13 protein-coding genes are annotated in these 17,363 nt (G+C 52.6%); all 13 read right to left on the bottom strand.

The window, feature by feature from the left end:
• Window positions 1–7: 7 nt before the first annotated feature.
• Window positions 8–1,447, bottom strand: coding sequence for a metalloprotease TldD (gene tldD, locus AC5SV9_RS12055; RefSeq protein WP_273023467.1), 1,440 nt, complete (start codon window positions 1,445–1,447; stop codon window positions 8–10).
• Window positions 1,444–2,289, bottom strand: a complete 846-nt coding sequence (locus AC5SV9_RS12050) for a carbon-nitrogen hydrolase family protein (protein WP_475150063.1) — start codon at window positions 2,287–2,289, stop codon at window positions 1,444–1,446. The genes tldD and AC5SV9_RS12050 overlap by 4 nt, the downstream gene beginning before the upstream one ends.
• Window positions 2,282–6,154: a YhdP family protein gene (locus AC5SV9_RS12045; protein ID WP_475150065.1), complete on the bottom strand. Its 3,873-nt coding sequence runs from the start codon at window positions 6,152–6,154 to the stop codon at window positions 2,282–2,284. Before AC5SV9_RS12045 ends, AC5SV9_RS12050 begins: the two co-directional genes overlap by 8 nt.
• Complete coding sequence (gene rng / locus AC5SV9_RS12040; RefSeq protein WP_134058318.1) at window positions 6,154–7,620, bottom strand: ribonuclease G; 1,467 nt, start codon at window positions 7,618–7,620, stop codon at window positions 6,154–6,156. The genes AC5SV9_RS12045 and rng overlap by 1 nt, the downstream gene beginning before the upstream one ends.
• Window positions 7,617–8,192 carry a Maf family protein gene (locus AC5SV9_RS12035; protein ID WP_475150068.1) on the bottom strand — a complete coding sequence of 192 codons (576 nt, stop codon included), beginning with the start codon at window positions 8,190–8,192 and terminating at the stop codon, window positions 7,617–7,619. Before AC5SV9_RS12035 ends, rng begins: the two co-directional genes overlap by 4 nt.
• Before the next feature lie 10 nt (window positions 8,193–8,202).
• On the bottom strand, window positions 8,203–8,685 hold the full coding sequence (mreD, locus tag AC5SV9_RS12030; RefSeq protein WP_134058322.1) for a rod shape-determining protein MreD: 483 nt from the start codon (window positions 8,683–8,685) through the stop codon (window positions 8,203–8,205).
• The gene (gene mreC, locus AC5SV9_RS12025; protein ID WP_475150070.1) at window positions 8,685–9,551 is read right to left on the bottom strand and encodes a rod shape-determining protein MreC; all 867 of its coding nucleotides are present in this window, start codon (window positions 9,549–9,551) and stop codon (window positions 8,685–8,687) included. Before mreC ends, mreD begins: the two co-directional genes overlap by 1 nt.
• 28 nt (window positions 9,552–9,579) lie before the next feature.
• Entirely contained in the window at window positions 9,580–10,623 is a 1,044-nt protein-coding gene (locus AC5SV9_RS12020; RefSeq protein WP_008219881.1) for a rod shape-determining protein, read from the bottom strand.
• Window positions 10,624–10,842: 219 nt separating this feature from the next.
• Window positions 10,843–15,177 carry a DUF6701 domain-containing protein gene (locus AC5SV9_RS12015; RefSeq protein ID WP_475150074.1) on the bottom strand — a complete coding sequence of 1,445 codons (4,335 nt, stop codon included), beginning with the start codon at window positions 15,175–15,177 and terminating at the stop codon, window positions 10,843–10,845.
• Window positions 15,174–15,584 carry a type II secretory pathway component gene (locus AC5SV9_RS12010; RefSeq protein WP_475150076.1) on the bottom strand — a complete coding sequence of 137 codons (411 nt, stop codon included), beginning with the start codon at window positions 15,582–15,584 and terminating at the stop codon, window positions 15,174–15,176. The genes AC5SV9_RS12015 and AC5SV9_RS12010 overlap by 4 nt, the downstream gene beginning before the upstream one ends.
• The gene (locus AC5SV9_RS12005; protein WP_475150078.1) at window positions 15,574–16,329 is read right to left on the bottom strand and encodes a PilW family protein; all 756 of its coding nucleotides are present in this window, start codon (window positions 16,327–16,329) and stop codon (window positions 15,574–15,576) included. Before AC5SV9_RS12005 ends, AC5SV9_RS12010 begins: the two co-directional genes overlap by 11 nt.
• Window positions 16,329–16,922, bottom strand: coding sequence for a type IV pilus modification PilV family protein (locus tag AC5SV9_RS12000; protein WP_475150080.1), 594 nt, complete (start codon window positions 16,920–16,922; stop codon window positions 16,329–16,331). The genes AC5SV9_RS12005 and AC5SV9_RS12000 overlap by 1 nt, the downstream gene beginning before the upstream one ends.
• Entirely contained in the window at window positions 16,916–17,362 is a 447-nt protein-coding gene (locus AC5SV9_RS11995) for a prepilin-type N-terminal cleavage/methylation domain-containing protein (protein ID WP_475150082.1), read from the bottom strand. The genes AC5SV9_RS12000 and AC5SV9_RS11995 overlap by 7 nt, the downstream gene beginning before the upstream one ends.
• Between the last annotated feature and the right edge of the window lies 1 nt (window position 17,363).

Raw genomic sequence — 17,363 nt, 5'->3', positions numbered from 1 at the left:
TCAAAAACTACTGCGTTCCGCCTACCGTCATTGCATCCAGCTTCAACGTTGGCTGGCCAACGCCTACTGGTACGCTCTGACCTTGTTTGCCACAAACGCCAACGCCGGCGTCCAGCGCCAGATCGTTACCGACCATCGACACCTGCTGCATAGCCTCTGGGCCGCTACCAATTAAGGTTGCACCTTTTATCGGCGCAGTAATTTTACCGTTTTCAATCAGATAGGCTTCTGACGCTGAAAACACAAATTTGCCTGAGGTAATATCAACCTGGCCACCACCAAAGTTTGGTGCGTAAATGCCCTTTTTCACGCTGGCGATGATCTCTTCCGGGTCATGCTGTCCTGCCAGCATATAAGTATTCGTCATCCGCGGCATGGGTAAATGTGCAAAAGACTCGCGCCGGCCATTGCCGGTTGGCGGCACTTTCATCAGCATAGCGTTGTGCTTATCCTGAATGTAACCTTTTAAAATGCCGTTCTCAATCAGCACATTGTGCTGACTGGGTACGCCTTCATCATCAACGTTCAGTGAACCCCGCCGGTGTGCCAGCGTGCCGTCATCAACAATGGTGCACAGCTTAGAGGCTACCTGCTCGCCGATACGGCCAGAGAAGGTAGACGAACCTTTGCGGTTAAAATCACCTTCCAGGCCATGTCCAACCGCTTCGTGCAGTAAAACGCCAGGCCAGCCACTGCCCAGCACCACCGGCATAGTGCCGGCAGGGGCATCTATCGCCGTCAGGTTAACCTGTGCCTGACGCACTGCTTCGCGGGCGTAATGCTGCCAGCGTGGTGCATTGTCCACCAGCTCAGAGAAATATTGATAGTCAGTACGGCCACCGCCGCCGGCGCTGCCGCGCTCACGCCGGTCACCCTGCTGCAGCAACACCGAGCAATTCAGCCGCACTAATGGCCGGATATCGCTGGCAAAGGTGCCATCGCTGGCCGCAACTAATACTTCTTCGTAAACACCGGATAAACTAACCATCACCTGCTCGGCACGGCTGTCTAAAGTACGGATATAGGCTTCAATCTGATGCAACATCGCCACTTTGTCGGTATTGCTCAGGCTTTGCAGCGGCTCACATGGCAGGTAAATGTTGCTATTACCGCTTTTACTGAATGCTTTGACGCTACCCTGCTGGCCCTGCGCTGCGATGCCCCGGGCCGCAGTGGCGGCTTGTTTTAGCGCCGCGCCGCTAATGGTATCGGCATAAGCAAAACCGGTTTTTTCACCACTGATGGCCCGCACACCGACACCGCGTTCAATATTGAAAGAGCCGTCTTTTACCAGCCCGTCTTCCAGTACCCAGGATTCATGCACACTGGACTGAAAATATAAGTCAGCATAATCCAGCTGATGGTCGAATAAATAGCCCAGCGTTTGCTGCAAATCGTCAGCGGTCAGCTCGGAAGCGGTGATCAGGTTCTGCTCGGGTGCAGTCATGGTTTGAGCTCACTGTTAAATCGGTTATGGTGCGCCACCGGCATTTTCTGCCGCAACCGCGCACAGTCTGTTAAATCTATTTCAACGGAGATCCAGCCCGGCTCAGTGCCGGCGTCCGCTAATACGGTGCCCCAGGGGTCAATGATCAAGCTGTGACCATAGGTTTCCCGTCCATTGGCATGTATACCTGTTTGATCCGGCGCCAGCACAAAACACTGGTTTTCGATGGCACGGGCTTTTAATAACGTATGCCAGTGTGCGGCACCGGTCACCCGGGTAAACGCCGACGGCACCGTCAGCACATTCATACCCTGCGCCGCCATTGCCTGCATCAAAGCAGGAAAGCGCACATCATAGCACACTGACAGGCCAAGCTTTAACTCACCGAGTGTTGCCAGGCTGATTTTCTGCCCGGGGCAGGTCGATGCCGACTCACGGTAACTGCCGGTGCCGTCACTGACTTCGACATCAAATAAATGCATTTTCTGATAGTCGGCCACTATGTTGCCATCGGGGGCGAATAAGATACTGCTGGCACAAAAGCGGTCAGGCTGCGCGCTGCTGGTTGGTAAAGACCCCGCCAGCAGATAAACGCCAAACTGCTGCGCCAGCGCTGCACAGCGCTGCTGAATAAACCCCTGCCCCAGTGGGGCCTGATGCTGTAATTGTAAACCATCGCCACCGCCAAATACTGCAAAGCACTCTGGCAACGCGACTAAATGCGGCAGACCATTACCAAACTGCTGAGCCAGCTGCTGCAAATAGTGCTGCACCTGCGCCAGATTCTGCTCTGGCTCTGGCGTGCTGGTAAGCTGTATTGCCGATAAACGCCATTTAGCCATGCGGCGGCTCCCGTTTTGCTGGCACCTCTTCTGCCGAGGGCAGTTCGATAATGGTTTCAGGCTGGGCAACCCGCACCGGCACCGGTATTTCTTTGCTGTGGCGGTTTACTTCTGTCACTACCGGCTCATCGAAGCTGCCGGTCACGGTGAAATTAATTTTTGAAATCACTTCTGCACTTTGAAACACTTCATCCAGCGCCAGTGCAGCCAAACCGGTAGCCGGATTCACCATCCAGGCGATAATGACCGGCAAGCTGGACGTCACTTTGGGTGAGAATGCCATCTGGTAATCCAGCTTTTGGCTGACTAAATCGGCATAGCCCTGAATTTGCAGGCTACCCGGCACACCATCGATAGCAGCATCGCTGGTTTGCACCACACCTTGCGATACCGCCAGGTTGCCCGTCATATTGTTGTAGAAAAAGCCCTTAGAGAACACGTCGCGAAAATCCAGGCGCAGCTTGCGTACCAGCGAGTCGAGGCTGAAGATAGAAAATAGCCGCGCGCCCTGATCGCTGACTTCACTAAGCGAACCCTCACCAAGGCGGTAATTTACATTGCCGGCCAGATGCGCCAGTGCAAACTGAGTCGGTGCACCCGGCCAGTTCAGCGCAAAATTAATATCCGCACTGCTACCGGATATTGCCGAAGTGATCTGGTATTCATGCAACATAGCACCAAGATTATTGCTGGTCAGTTTACCACTGAACTGGGTTTGTCCCAGCTCAGCATCATTTTGCCAGGCGCCGCTGGCCAGTAACTGATTACGTTTATAGCGGGCGCTGAACTCGGTCAGCAACCACTGGTCGTTAGTGCTGTGTGCTCTCGCACTAACCTGCCCTAGCTGATAGCTGCCTACCGCACAATCTGCGCAGCTGATGGTCAATGGCGGCAATTGCAGTAGCCAGCGCTGTGCTGTTTTTGCCAGCGCTTCTGCATTAACTGCCGCTGCGCTGTTCGGTGCAGGTTGCTCAGGCCAGGGTAAATGCAGGTAATCCAGCTGCGCACTGATGCCCTGTTGCTGCCAGTCTTTGCTAAACTGCCACTGGCTGGCAATCTCAGTGCCGTTAAGCTGTAACTGCCAGTGTTGCGGCATTTGGCTCAGTTCGAATACGGTATTATTCAGCGTTACGCCGGGCGCCATATTCAGATGCCGGACTTTACCCCTTACCAGTGACAAGGGCGGAAACAGCGCCTGGTCTGAACCTGACTCAAACGCCAGTTGCTGCTGCAGCACTTCAAACCACGGAATAAAGTCCAGCTCATTCAGATCAAGACTAACGTTAAAGCCGGTGCTGTTCAGGCCGCTGTCCTGTTCAGCAGCAATCAGGTGTACCCGGCTCAATTGCTGGCTGTCATGCATAAGCTCAGCATGAAAATGCAGTTGCTTGTCATAGTGCGCCGCCAGTAATGAACGCTCCGCATCACCGGTTGCGGTGATCAGCAGTTCAGCCTGATTACCTGGTGCCTTATTGTAAGGCGCTGGCAGTAATAACGCGGTGTCATTCAGTGTTGAGCGCAGCTTGGCGCTATAGCCAAAGCCCTGCTGAGGTAAGTTAAGTGCCAGTTGTAATTGCCAATCGGTGCTGCCGTCAACCAAATCTGCTGCCGGCGCATACAAGGCCTGCAGCAGGGATTTCGCATCATGCTCACCCTTTAGCTGTAATGCCAGCTGATAGCCGCTATCACTTTGCTGGCCCTGCAGCGCAGCACTTAGTGGTAAACCCCGCCAGTGTAATGTCAGCGTATCCGCCCGGATGCGTTCATTTTCAAATGCTAAAGCACCGCTGATATTATTCAGCTGCATTTGTGGCGCCTGCAATGCCATACTCAGGTCATCAAAACGGACTTCACCGCTGGCTAACACTGATGGCTGCTTAAGCCCAATGGCCAGATTCACATCGCCTGCCACCTCACCCTGCAACCCCAGATGCGCTAACGTTTTACCGAGATTGTGCTGCAGTGGTGACTGCAACATCAGTTCTGTCACATCCTGCGCTGGCAACTGCTGGCGGATACCGATATTGATTACCTCGGCGTGAAACAGATCGGCTATGCTGGCAGATACGCCCTGCTGCAGCTGCAAGCCGCCCAGTTCACCTTGCTGCGACTGGATCAGCATACTGGCATTTTCAAAATACAGCGTGGCCGCCAACTGATTTATTGCTGGCCAGTCGGGGGCAAACACGAATTCGCCCTGCTCCAATTTGGCCAGAACCTGGAACACGCCCTGCTGCTCTGCGTACGGAAACTCAGCCGGCACGCCGTGCCATAACAGGGTCGCGTCGTTAAGTTTGCCTGCTGTTATTGCCTGTTCCAGATAATGCCTGACAGACTGTGGCATATAACGCTGCGGAAAATACTTGCTGGCACTCGCCGCATCAACCTGCTGCAACCGCGCCAGGATCTGTAGCCGCTCATCCAGCGCCAGGCTGCCGTCAAGCGTCAGATCTGCACTGTTGAAGCTAAAACTGGGTATCAGTATGCGCCAGCGATCGTCAGCTGGCTGAGCATACAGGGTGACGTCAAGGTTGTCGTACGCGAAAGGCCCGCTAAACAAGCCATCCCAGCTAAGCTCACCACTTTTTGCCTGCAGGCTGACTTTCGCTACTTTATCACTGACTAAGAAGTTGCCACTGACCGCCGTCACGCCGGGAATATTACCCGCTGGCTTCGACTGCAGTTCATCAAACTGCCCGGCCAGTTGCCACCCTTGATCTTTTATCCGCCACTGCAGCTGTTGCAGATGCCCGCCCGGCTGATACACCACCAGCTTTTTCAACAGTTCAATATCATCCGCCAGTAAATTTGCCAGCGGCGTAGCGGCCTCAAGCCGGAAGTTACTCAGACTGCCGAGCCAGGTGTCGTCACTGTGCTCAAGCTGCAAATGCAGATCCTGCCACTGCTGCTGTTCAGCGGCCAGTGTTAAGGCACCGGAGTACAGGATCCAGCCGGCAGCAGTTGGCTGCCACAGCAGCTGCCCCTGCCCCAGCCGCAACGAATGTGACTCGCCGTCACGCTGCCAGCTCAGGCTGTTGTCAGCAAGCTCTACCTGAATACGCCGCAGTAACCCCTGCTCTATGCTGCCCCAGGCTTTAAAATTGATACTGGCTTGCTGCAATTTGCGGCTTTGCGGCAGTAATTTGGCAAACCACGGCAGCACGTCGAGCTGCTCACTGTCGAGATACAACTGGCCCTGCGCTTCGCCGAGCGTATCGCCATGTAAATCCAGCACAAAAGACACCGTATTGGCGGTAACATCGGCCAGAGATAACTCACCAAACCCCTGGTGCCGGTTGCCGCTGTTGGCCCAGTCCAGCTGTTTGATATTAACAATAAGATCGGGGTCATCATCGTTTTGCAGCACCAACTGGCTGTCTACAACAGAGAAATAGGCTAACTGCCGGAAAAACAACTGCTCCAGTGCGTCCAGTACCGGCGCCGTGTCGAGCTTTGCTGTGCTATCGCCGGCCAGCAGACTCGCTGCGTCAACATAGTAGTTAAGACCGCTTAGTTCAAAATGCTGTGCCGTCAGCTGGCGGTTCAGGATACTGCGCCAGAAATCCAGCCTGACCCGGGTTTCGGCAATGCTCAGTTGCAATTGCTCCGTACCGTTGTATAACCTGACATCATGTAGTAACAGCGCCGGGCCAAACTTTTGCCAACCAGCACTAAGCTCGCCGATATCTACTCTGGCGCCATAGCGGTCTTCTATTAACTGTTCGATATGATGTTTGTAATCATCAGCGTAAGGCAGGGTATAACGCAGCACTGAAATCAGCACAGCCAGTAGCACCAGCACCACGGCCAGGAGGAGCCAGACTTTGTGTAAACAGTAAAAGCAAACCAGCTTTGCCTTTTGCACTACATCATCACCACATCAAATTGTTCCTGGGTGTACAGCGGTTCGGTCTGAATACTAATTTGTTTGCCGATAAACACCTGCAGCTCGGCCAGGCTGTGAAACTCATCGTTCGTCAGCGCGTCTTTGACGGCCGGCGACACATACACAACAAATTTGTCTGCGGCATAAGCCCGGTTTACCCGCACTATTTCGCGTAACACTTCAAAACAAACGGTTTCTACCGTTTTCAAACTGCCCCGCCCCTCACATACTGGACACTCAGAACACAGAATATGTTCCAGACTTTCGCGTGTTCTTTTACGCGTCATCTCTACCAGCCCCAGAGCGGAGAAGCCATGAATATTGGTTTTCGCCCGATCACGTGCCAGTGCCAGCTCTAAACTGTGAAACACCCGCTTTTTGTGCTCAGCATTTTGCATATCAATAAAATCGATAATAATAATGCCGCCAAGATTACGCAGCCGAAGCTGGCGGGCAATAGCCTGCGTTGCCTCAGTATTGGTATTAAAAATCGTCTCGTCCAAATTACGGTGGCCGACAAAAGCACCGGTATTGACGTCAATGGTGGTCATGGCTTCGGTCTGGTCGATGATCAGATAGCCACCGCTTTTCAGCGGGACTTTACGCTCCAGCGCGCGCTGAATTTCATTTTCAACATCAAACATGTCAAAAATTGGCCGCTCACCGGGGTAATACTCCAGTAAAGACGACATATGCGGAATAAACTCTTCACAAAATGCTGTCAGTTGCTGATAAGTCAGTTTCGAATCTACCCGCACCCGCTCCAGCTCAGTGCCGACAAAATCGCGCAGTATACGGTACGCCAACGTCAGGTCTTCGTACACCACCCCCTCTTTACGGGTCTTCTGCTTACGTTTTAACACCTTAGCCCAAAGCTTTTTCAGGAAACGGGCGTCCTGCGCCAGTTCTTCCTCACCGGCACCTTCGGCTGCTGTGCGGACAATAAAGCCACCGCTGTCGTCCAGATACTGGCTGACAATATCTTTTAGCCGCTGCCGTTCAGACTCTGTTTCCAGACGTTGCGATACGCCAACGTGGGGTGACCCCGGCATAAACACCAGATACCGCGATGGCAGCGTAATATCGGTGGTCAGTCGCGCGCCTTTGGTACCCAGCGGATCTTTTACCACCTGCACCAACAGATACTGGCCTTCACGCACCAGCACCCGGATATCTTTGCTGACGGCAGGCTTGCCATCAAGCTCTGCCAGCGAGTCGTGCTGCACTATATCGGACGCATGTAAAAAAGCCGCTTTATCCAGGCCAATGTCGACAAAGGCGGCTTGCATACCGGGTAAAACACGGCTTACTTTACCGACATAAATATTGCCAACCAGGCCTAAACGGGCCTGACGTTCGATATGCAGCTCCTGCAGTACGCCATTTTCAATCAGTGCAACGCGGGTTTCGCTCGGTGTGACGTTTAGCAGTAATTCTGCGCTCATGATAATTCCTGCCATTGTTGTAACAATTGTTCAGTTTCACACAGTGGCAAGCCAACCACAGCGCTGTAGCTGCCATTAATACGCTGAACAAAGCGCCCCGCCAGGCCCTGAATACCGTAACCGCCGGCTTTATCCTGCGGTTCACCTGTTGCCCAGTAAGCACTGATTTCGGCTTCGGTCAGAACGCGGAAAGTCACATCGGTACTGACAAGTTGTGTCAGCTGATGCTGAGCGCTCACCAGCGCTATGGCCGTCATCACCTGATGGCTGCGACCTGATAACAGTAACATTGTCTGGCGAAATTGTTCAAAATCAGCAGGTTTACCCAGAATAAGCCCATCGACGACGACGACAGTGTCCGCGCCCAGTACCGGCAGGTCATGCTGCAGCCTGGCCAGCCCGGCATGTGCTTTTGCCAGCGCCAGCCGTTGTACATACACAGCCGCCGCCTCATCAGGCAGCACTGTTTCGTCTATATCCGCTTTGACCAGTTTGTAGTTGACACCCAGTTGCGCCAGCAGTTCACGCCGGCGTGGAGAAGAAGATGCTAAAGCAATGGCAGGATAATTCATTAAAAAGTGTTCATTGGATTTTTAATTGTCGCCGGTAGCGGCGTAATAGCCAGAATAACCAGGGCCAGACCAGCATGCCTGTCAACACCGGCCACAGGTACTGCGGGCGGAAATAGACCCCGGTAAGAAAATGGCTGAGCCAGAATAACAGCAGTTGATACAGCGCCAGCAGCAGCCCCAGCAGCAGCGCTTGCTGCACCACGGCAAAATTACGGATTTTCAGATGATGCTGCGCGACGACAAAGATCACCACTGAAAACGCCAGCGCGTTGACACCAAGCACAGTGCCTACCAGCACATCGACAATAAAGCCGGTAAAAAATGCGGTGATCACGCTGACGCGTTGCGGTAAAGCTAACGTCCAGTACATCAGTACCAACAATGCCCAATCTGGCCGCGCCAGTTTCACTATCTGCGGCATCGGCATTACCGTCAGCAGCAACGCGACAAACAGTGACAAATAAATAAAACCAAGGCGTTGAGGTTTACGCATCAGGGTTGCTCCGGAGGCAGAATTTCAGCCGCTTCTGCCATTGCTTCACTGCGGCCGGATAACAGCAGTACGTGGCGGATACGATCAAGCCGGGCGTAAGGCTCAGCGTATACCACCATAAACGGCTGGCTGGCATCCTGGCTTATCCTGACCACCTTCGCAACCGGATAGCCTTCCGGAAAACGGCCATCAAGGCCGGATGTCAGCAGACGATCTCCTTCGCGGATATCAGTACTGTGCGGCAGATGCATAACCCTTAATAAATCCCACTGTCCCAGGCCTTCGACAATAGCGCGTACACCGGTACGTTCAGCCCGTACGGCAAGCGCATGGGTGTTATCGGAGATCAGTAAAGCGCGGCTGCTGGATGGGCCAACACTGACCACTTGCCCCACCACACCCTGATCATCAATAACCGGCTGAAATTCTGTCACACCATCATTGCTGCCTTTATTCAGTACCACCTGGTGACTGAACGGGTGGCTGTACACGGCCAGCACTTCCGCCACCAGGGATTTATCTTCAATGGCGGCTGATGAGCCAAGCAAAGCGCGTAATTTTTCATTTTCCTGCTGCAAAAAACGCAGCAACTGCAGCTGGCCACTTTGTTGCAGTAAGGTTTCTTTTAAGCGGGCATTTTCTTCCAGTACCGTCTGCTGTGACATCAATTGCTCTGACGCACCGGAAAACAGTGCCTGTGGCAGGCTGGCAACATAAAACAGCGGGCTGGCGGCGGCAGTGAGGTAACTGCGTAATTGGGTAGAACTGTCAGTGTAGCGGTCGAGAAACATCAGGCCAGCACTGCATACTACGGCTAAAAACAACCGCAGTGGCAGTGACGGGCCCCGACTATAGATCTGGTTCATACAAATGCAGGCACAACAGCGGATTCAGTTAGTCGTAACTGAATACATCACCGCCGTGCATATCAATCATCTCCAGTGCTTTACCGCCACCACGGGCGACACAGGTTAAAGGATCGTCGGCTACGACAACCGGAATACCGGTTTCTTCCATTAATAAGCGATCCAGATCACGCAGCAAGGCACCACCGCCGGTCAGCACCATACCGCGCTCAGAAATATCTGATGCCAGCTCTGGTGGTGACTGCTCAAGCGCGACCATCACAGCACTGACGATACCGGCCAGTGGCTCTTGCAACGCTTCTAAAATTTCATTACTGGTCATAGTGAAACTGCGCGGCACACCTTCAGCCAGATTGCGGCCACGTACTTCAATTTCCAGTACGTCGTCACTTGGGTAGGCTGAACCAATTTCGGTTTTAATACGCTCTGCAGTGGCTTCACCAATTAAAATACCGTAGTTACGGCGGATATAGTTCACTATCGCATCGTCAAACTTGTCACCACCGATACGAACAGAAGAGGAGTACACCACACCGTTCAATGAAATAATCGCGACTTCTGTGGTACCACCACCGATATCAACCACCATAGAACCGGTTGCTTCTGATACCGGCAAACCGGCACCGATAGCTGCCGCCATCGGCTCATCAATCAAATACACCTCACGTGCACCTGCACCCTGAGCTGATTCACGGATGGCGCGGCGCTCAACCTGGGTAGAGCCACAAGGTACACACACCAGCACACGCGGGCTTGGTCTTAAGAAACTGTTACTGTGCGCCTGACGGATAAAATGCTGCAGCATTTTTTCGGTGACGTAGAAATCGGCAATCACGCCGTCTTTCATCGGCCGGATGGCTTTGATATTGCCCGGTGTACGGCCCAGCATCCGCTTCGCCGCGTGGCCTACGGCGGCGACACTCTTCGGCCCACCGGCACGTTCCTGCCGTATTGCTACTACTGAGGGTTCGTTCAGCACTATGCCCTGATCTTTAACGTAAATCAGAGTGTTGGCTGTACCCAGATCAATTGATAAATCGTTTGAAAACAGGCCACGTAATTTATTAAACATGAAGAAACCGGATCCTTATAAATCTGAGCAACCAGACATTACTCAGCACTGCTGCACACAGCTTGACAGTGGTGGTAAACATAGCTGAGGTTATTCTAAGTAAGTCGCTGCCATGTGAATAGCTTTATCTTACATTTTTATGCAATTAAACCAAGCCCTGGCGGCATTTATCTGACGATAGCGAAAATGCCGCACAGCTTAAGCCGTGAAACTGAACCTTTACTGAAAAAGTTCGCGCCAGTAAATCTGTCTTGGATTACCGCGGTAACGGCCAAAAATAAACTCGGCCTGCGGGTTCTGATCATAATTGCTGCCGCCACTGCGCCAGTTATAGCGCAGCCAGGGCGCAACCTGCAGCTCCATATTGCCGCTGCCGCGCTGCTGCGGAGCCGGCAACAGTATTGCCGATAAGCCATTGATCACACTACTGCCCTGCTGCACTGCAGTAGCACTGGCCTGAGCATTAACCGTCATCGTTGCGCTGCCGCTATAAGGCGCCTCTTTTTTCAGCTCCAGCGCAGGGTTAGTGCTATCGGGCCGCACTACCGCTGGTGCACTGAGTGCAGTGCAATTATCTTGCGGGTTAGTGACAAAAGCACTTCCGTTCCAATATTCGGCACGGGAAACCAGCGGCAGGTTTTCATTTTCCGGGCCATAGGCATTGTCCAGCACCATACGACCGTAGCGGATATCGGTAGTAGCAAAAAGTTTTGCCGTGCAATTGCCGGCGGCGACACAATCTGCGCTGGTGTTGACGTTGATATCCTGATTGGCAATGGCTACGTTGTCTCTTTCCACCACACTGGCTGCCAACGCAAGTTGTAAAAACGGGCCATCAGGCAGCGCCGGATTTGCCCGGTTAAAGCTTAACGCCGGCGCAGCATAACTAAATACACCCTGCGCCCAGGCCGGACTTACCGTGCCGGCTAAGCGGTTACCAAGTGCAGCACCGTTATTGCTGTTCTCGGCCTGTAACACAGCGGTAGCACTGGCAAAAGCCCCGTGGTAGTTCTGCGTGCGCACGCCCTGCATATTGCGGGCAGTCAGCGTAAATTGAGTAGCGAAAGGTTGCGCCATATAGCTGAAACTACTGCATGCCGGTGTGACGCTGTTGCTGCCCAGCTCGAAATCAGCCGGATAAAACCGCCCTGTCGCCTGACTTGTCGCTGCGGGTACCGGGTCGGTCATGCTCAGGTAATTAAAAGCGCTACTGCCAAAGCGGAACACTCCGACTTCAGACACACTCTGCACTACCTGAGTTTGCGCCTGTACATTACGGCTGTGGCTGTAACTGGTGGTACCGATAGTACCCAGATTGCCGCCTGTTGGCGCAACTAAGCTGTGATTCAGTGTAATAGCACCGCGTTGAAAGTTAGGTGTTACCGGGTTACTGCAAATATCGGTACTGCCACTTTGCCAGGCTCTGCCGGTTATCGTCAGCGTAAAGTTTTCACCCGCCCGTTTGAAAGCAGTGCAACTGGCATCAGCTCCAGCACATTCACCGCCGGTAACAATGCATAGCCCTAGCGGCCGGCGGACAAACTGATCGGCACCGTTCATCATCAGGCCTGCATCATCTGTCGCAGCGGAGCCGGAATAACGGGCGTTTAGCTGCATTTGGCCGGCATCAGCGTAATTTACCGTAAAGCTGGCCTGGCCCTGCGCATTAAACGTCAGCGCTACCGCTTGCCGGTTAGCCTCATTTAAGCCGACATTGGTATTATTAACCTGCACTGGCCAGGACACCGGCCGGCCATTTGCATCAGGGTTAATATAATCACTCCAGAACGCTACATTGCGGCTGACATTAGCAAACTCGGGTACACATTGCAGGCTACTGTTGTCTTTGCGCACTGCGCTGATAGTAATATTTTGCTGTGGCAGGTTTGAAATACCGTCAGGCACATCAAACACCAGTCCGCTGTCAGCAAAACTCACGGTGCAGGCTGCAGTGCTCAAACCACCACTGCCAATACGGCATAACGTCTGGCTTAGTGGTCGTGTGGATGGCACAGAGCCACTAACACCAATGGTGGTACTGCCAGCCACTGTGCGGCGTAAGCTAACTGTGGTTTGCCCACCGCTGAAGTTAATTACATTGCCGCCCAGCCAGTTAACCGTGGCGCTATTGGTGGGGCTTAATGTAGCGGTAACCGGTTCAGTGATCAGTTCACTACAGCTGGCGTTTTTGCAGGCCCGTACAGTAAAGGTTTCAGGTTTACAGGTTAATGCCTGCCCACTGTAGTCAAACTCAAAATGATCGATTTGCTGGCCGACAGGGTTGGATCGCAGCGCACAAATACTCAGGTTATCCAGCTCGTGAATATTATTTGAGCCGCCGGTAGAGCCGGTAATAGACAAAAAGAAATTTTCCGGTGGCGCAGCCTGACCATTGATGCTTTGCGCATTAAAAGCATCAATTAAGCTAACAAAGCCGCTGCCACTGTTACGCTCAACTGATACCAGCGTGCTGCCAGCCGTGCGGGTATCTATGGTAAAGCGATACCGATGCGCTGTTGTCTGATTGCCATCAACAGCAGGCGACAGACAGGTGGTGTTGGTATTGGTTGTGCCGTTATTACAAGTTCCGCGCAGGTAGTTATAACCGGAGGTACCGCTGCCGGAGCCCCGTACAACTACAGCTTGCCGTCTTCTGCCAATATTTGTGCTGCCACCTTCATTGGAGAAGTTGCCATATTCGTCCAGACCAAAACCAAGCCAGCCACCGGCAAAGCCCGGGATCCCCGGCTTAAAGCCGTACCCCAGTGGCCCGCCAAATGAACCGGGCTGTGGTGTCACCGTGGCGTCTGATAACACCACTGCTAAGCCATCGGCACCGTTACCACCATAAGCCCAGTAGTCAAACTCAACGATTATCAGATTACTGGCAGACGGGTATAAACGCTGGTAAGTGGCTGATGTCGCCTGATTGCCAACAGCCTGTGTCATCCTTAGCCGGCCATTGACTACCTGTGGTGTAAAGCTACCGCTACTGGTGCTGGTAACCCAACTGTCAGCAGATAAGGTGCTGGCGAAGCTGTCACTTAAACACTGAGTACAACTGCTGCTGCGCGTAGTGCCGTTATAACTGGTACCGGCCTGCTGGTTCAGATACATCTGCCGCACCTGAGTACTACTCAGCGCCTGGTTAAACAGTAATACTTCATCGATATCACCACGGAAATCATCTGTCAGGTTACCATTGGCCTGCCACCAGATACCGATAGCTGATCGCACTACACTAAGACTGCTGCTACTGGCGTTGCTAACACAATTTACCAGTTGGTCATTCAGATACAGACAAAGCTGGCTGCCACTGCGGGTTAAGGTAATCTGTGTCCAGACATTATTGGCCACCACCGGGCTAATACTGCCACCACTAAAGGTGTGATAACTGCCTTTTAAACCGGCCCTTACTTCATTGCTGCCATTAATATACAGTTCCAGCTCGGTATTTGAACTATTGCTGCTGGCTGAAAATAGCTCTCTAAACCCGCTGCCGGCATCCAACCGGAGCCACATCGAAATACTGAAATTCGTTCTGCCGTTAAGCGCTGCGGCCGGTACATTGACATAATCATTGCCAGCAGCAGATAAATTAGCAGCCTGCAGTACCTGGCCAGTACTGGTTGCGCCCACGTTAATACCGGTTGCCGGGTAATTGCCAGTCAGATCGGTTATCACACCATTAGAAACAGCGCTGCATAAATCAAGCGGATAATGCGCCAGCGGCTGCGGCGGCGGAGTATAGGCAGTACAGGCGTTTGTCGGCGTTGAGTTAGGAATACACTGACCATACACATTACTGCCGCTTTGCACCCGGATGGTCGAATAGTTCGGTGCAGTTAACACACCGTACACCACGCTATTGCCGGTTAAAGCGACTTCATCAGTTGTGCTGGTAATATTAATCATATTATTACCATTACCTAACTGACTACTGGCAATACTAATACGGCTAGCACCACTGAAGCTGCCACTGGTCATGCTGACACCCGTCAGCACTAACGGGTTCGCGGCCGTCATAACGAAGTCACCAGCCAAAGTACCACCGGTTAGCGTCATACCAGACTGCGCTGTGGCGCCGCCCAATAAATTAGTACCATTAGTCGTGATTTTATTACTGCTGCTGGTGACTTTGCCTGAGACACTGCCGCCGCTGAGCGTAATATCGCCGGTGCTGGTTAAGCTGCCATTTACAGTGGTGGCCGCCAGGTTCACCAAACCACTGCCCGCCTGGATATTACCCCAAACCGTATTCGTACCGGTGCTGGTAATACTGCCATAGTTACTTTGCAGGTTAATACGGTTGGTGCTGGTGCCTATAACGGCGCCGCGAATATCAAAGCCGTTATTTGCGCTTAATGTAGCGCTGCTGTTTGCCACTACGCTATCACCGCTGCTTAGCGTGACTCTGCCATCACCGCTACAGGTGTAGGTAGTGCCACTGACACTCCAGCTGGTAGAGCAAGGCGGGTAACTCCCACCGCTGAGATTATAAGTTGCCGCCTGTAACGGCAGAGCCATAATGGACAATAGTAGTAATAGCCTCATCTGCGCACCTCTACCTGCACGCTGCGGCTGGTAGTAAATTCATTCGCAATGCACTCGCTGCGGCTACTAAGCCGAAACACCTCTGGTTGCGCCGGTGGGTAGGCGCTGCAGCTGACCGTAACACTACAGCCATTTAACGCCGCATCGCTGAAACTAACCGGGTTACTGATATTCGCCGGGCAAGCCGTTGCCGCTGAAGCCCCCAATGGGAACAACTTGGGCAGCGCCAGCTCAAGTCCGCTTTGGGCGGCAAACAGCGCCCGCGTGCCCTGCACTTCATACACTATGGCTTCACTGCTGCTGGTGAGTAGCCGCGCCAGGCTCAGCACCAGCGCCAGCATCACGACAATAATAAAGACGGCAATCACCAAAGCACTGCCCCGCTGCTTATTCTGTTTAGGGTACATTGGGGATATGCACCTCGTAATTTAAAAACATATCTGCACTGTCATCATAGCCAAAGCGCAGCAGAATGTTGACCACAGCATTGCGGGTTAGCACCGGCTCCGTTACACGGAATACCTGAGCACTGGTCAGCCCTTCTGCCATCAACACACGGTTGCCGGCATACAGCCGTTCCATGTTAAAACGCCCGCTGCCTGCACTGACAATGCAGTAATTGACTTTCTCATCGGCAATATAAAATCGCCGCTCCGGCGACTGGCGGGTAAAGCGGAAACTGTCAAAATTCAGCGTAAAGCGCGCCGCAGCGGCATTCTCGGTACTGATGCTGTTCAGCACAACAGTGCCGCCGGGGTTTGCTACAGCAGTAGGATACACCACCAACTGAGGTTTACTGCCAGAAGCGTACGTTACCGGGCTGACTGACGCCAGGCCGGGGCTTATCACTGTCATGCTGCTGCCGTTTTGCTCAAACGGCAAGCTGGTATACACACCGCTATATAAAATAGGCCGGAACTGCAGGCAATTACTGCTTAATGAAAATGACACACTGTTGGGCACCGCATTTCGCAGCTCGCGTACCAGGCGTTCGGCAACAAAACGGCTTTGCCCCAGCACCTGTTCACGCAGCGCTGCATCGGCATACATGCGCGAGCCAATACCCAGATAGCTGGTAACACCCAGCGCCAGTATCGCCAGCACTACCAACGTAATGACCAGCTCGACCAAGGTGAAGCCGCGGCAACGCATTACCAGTTACCCTTGTAAGCAGCAAAATCTATGACATCACCGGTAGGTGTTGTTACTGATACGTTGATTCGTTTGACTAACCGATTAGCCTCGTTGCTGCCCCCCATGCCAACTTCAACACCTGCATAATCAACCTGTACGCTTACTGTGTACTCCCGGTAAGCGTCAGCTAATCCTAAACCAAATATATTTGAAATATCTGCACCACTTTGCACAAGACCGTGATAGTCATCGACATCATTAAACTGGCTACGCGTTTCCCCATTCGGCCCGAAAACAGAATAATTAGAACCGGCCGTACAGCGATAAAATGTGAGCACGACTTCAGTTGCAGTGCAGCTACAATTTTCGCCGCCATCTTCATCACAGCGCAAAGGCCCGCCGCTACGGTTGCTGTTCTCATCAAAAGCCTTACCAAGTATCTCATTCATCAGACTATGGCCAAGCTCAGCAGCGCGTATTTGATGCCATGGATCGACAGATCTAATGTATAACGGTCCCAAAATAGAAGTAATAAGGCTCAAGCTGATCCCAAGCACCACTATGCCTATAATCAGTTCAATCAATGTGACGCCACGGCTCGTCCTTAACATGGGTGGATATAGCCTTCGGTTTCGATACAGATACGAAGTGTGGTTTCGCCTTCAACTGCAATAATACAGCTCGTAGTACAAGTGGGCTGCCCGAGACTATTAAAACTGATTGTACCGGCGGGAGAAAAACTTACTGCGTCACGTGCAGCAACGCATACAGTTGTCGCCATACTTGTGTCTGCATTTTCACAACTTGCAGTGCCAAGCAGAGCTTCTTTGTCTGAAAGACTAACGGATGGAACTACGCAATCGGTACATTGCATGGCTTGCATCTGCGCCCGGCGCAGCAGATTTAAGATCTGATCCTGGTATAAATATTCTGATGTTCCGGACATGGTAAAAAAACGCGAGGCTAAGGAGACACCCAGAACGGACAGTACTACCAACACAACTATCAGCTCTATTAACGTGAAACCTTTCTTCTTTAGCAAAGCGTGCATT

This window comes from Rheinheimera sp. ATLC3 (assembly GCF_059429535.1).
Note: the sequence above shows the minus strand (reverse complement) of the source record. Positions and strands in the feature narration are given on the sequence as shown.

Excerpts from the sequence above, each read along its gene's own strand:
- AC5SV9_RS12020 (WP_008219881.1), bottom strand. The coding sequence starts at position 10,623 with ATGTTTAATAAATTACGTGGCCTGTTTTCAAACGATTTATCAATTGAT.
- AC5SV9_RS12035 (WP_475150068.1), bottom strand. The coding sequence starts at position 8,192 with ATGAATTATCCTGCCATTGCTTTAGCATCTTCTTCTCCACGCCGGCGT.
- tldD (WP_273023467.1), bottom strand. The coding sequence starts at position 1,447 with ATGACTGCACCCGAGCAGAACCTGATCACCGCTTCCGAGCTGACCGCT.
- mreD (WP_134058322.1), bottom strand. The coding sequence starts at position 8,685 with ATGCGTAAACCTCAACGCCTTGGTTTTATTTATTTGTCACTGTTTGTC.
- mreC (WP_475150070.1), bottom strand. The coding sequence starts at position 9,551 with ATGAACCAGATCTATAGTCGGGGCCCGTCACTGCCACTGCGGTTGTTT.
- AC5SV9_RS12015 (WP_475150074.1), bottom strand. The coding sequence starts at position 15,177 with ATGAGGCTATTACTACTATTGTCCATTATGGCTCTGCCGTTACAGGCG.
- rng (WP_134058318.1), bottom strand. The coding sequence starts at position 7,620 with ATGAGCGCAGAATTACTGCTAAACGTCACACCGAGCGAAACCCGCGTT.
- AC5SV9_RS12010 (WP_475150076.1), bottom strand. The coding sequence starts at position 15,584 with ATGTACCCTAAACAGAATAAGCAGCGGGGCAGTGCTTTGGTGATTGCC.
- AC5SV9_RS12050 (WP_475150063.1), bottom strand. The coding sequence starts at position 2,289 with ATGGCTAAATGGCGTTTATCGGCAATACAGCTTACCAGCACGCCAGAG.
- AC5SV9_RS11995 (WP_475150082.1), bottom strand. The coding sequence starts at position 17,362 with ATGCACGCTTTGCTAAAGAAGAAAGGTTTCACGTTAATAGAGCTGATA.
- AC5SV9_RS12000 (WP_475150080.1), bottom strand. The coding sequence starts at position 16,922 with ATGTTAAGGACGAGCCGTGGCGTCACATTGATTGAACTGATTATAGGC.
- AC5SV9_RS12005 (WP_475150078.1), bottom strand. The coding sequence starts at position 16,329 with ATGCGTTGCCGCGGCTTCACCTTGGTCGAGCTGGTCATTACGTTGGTA.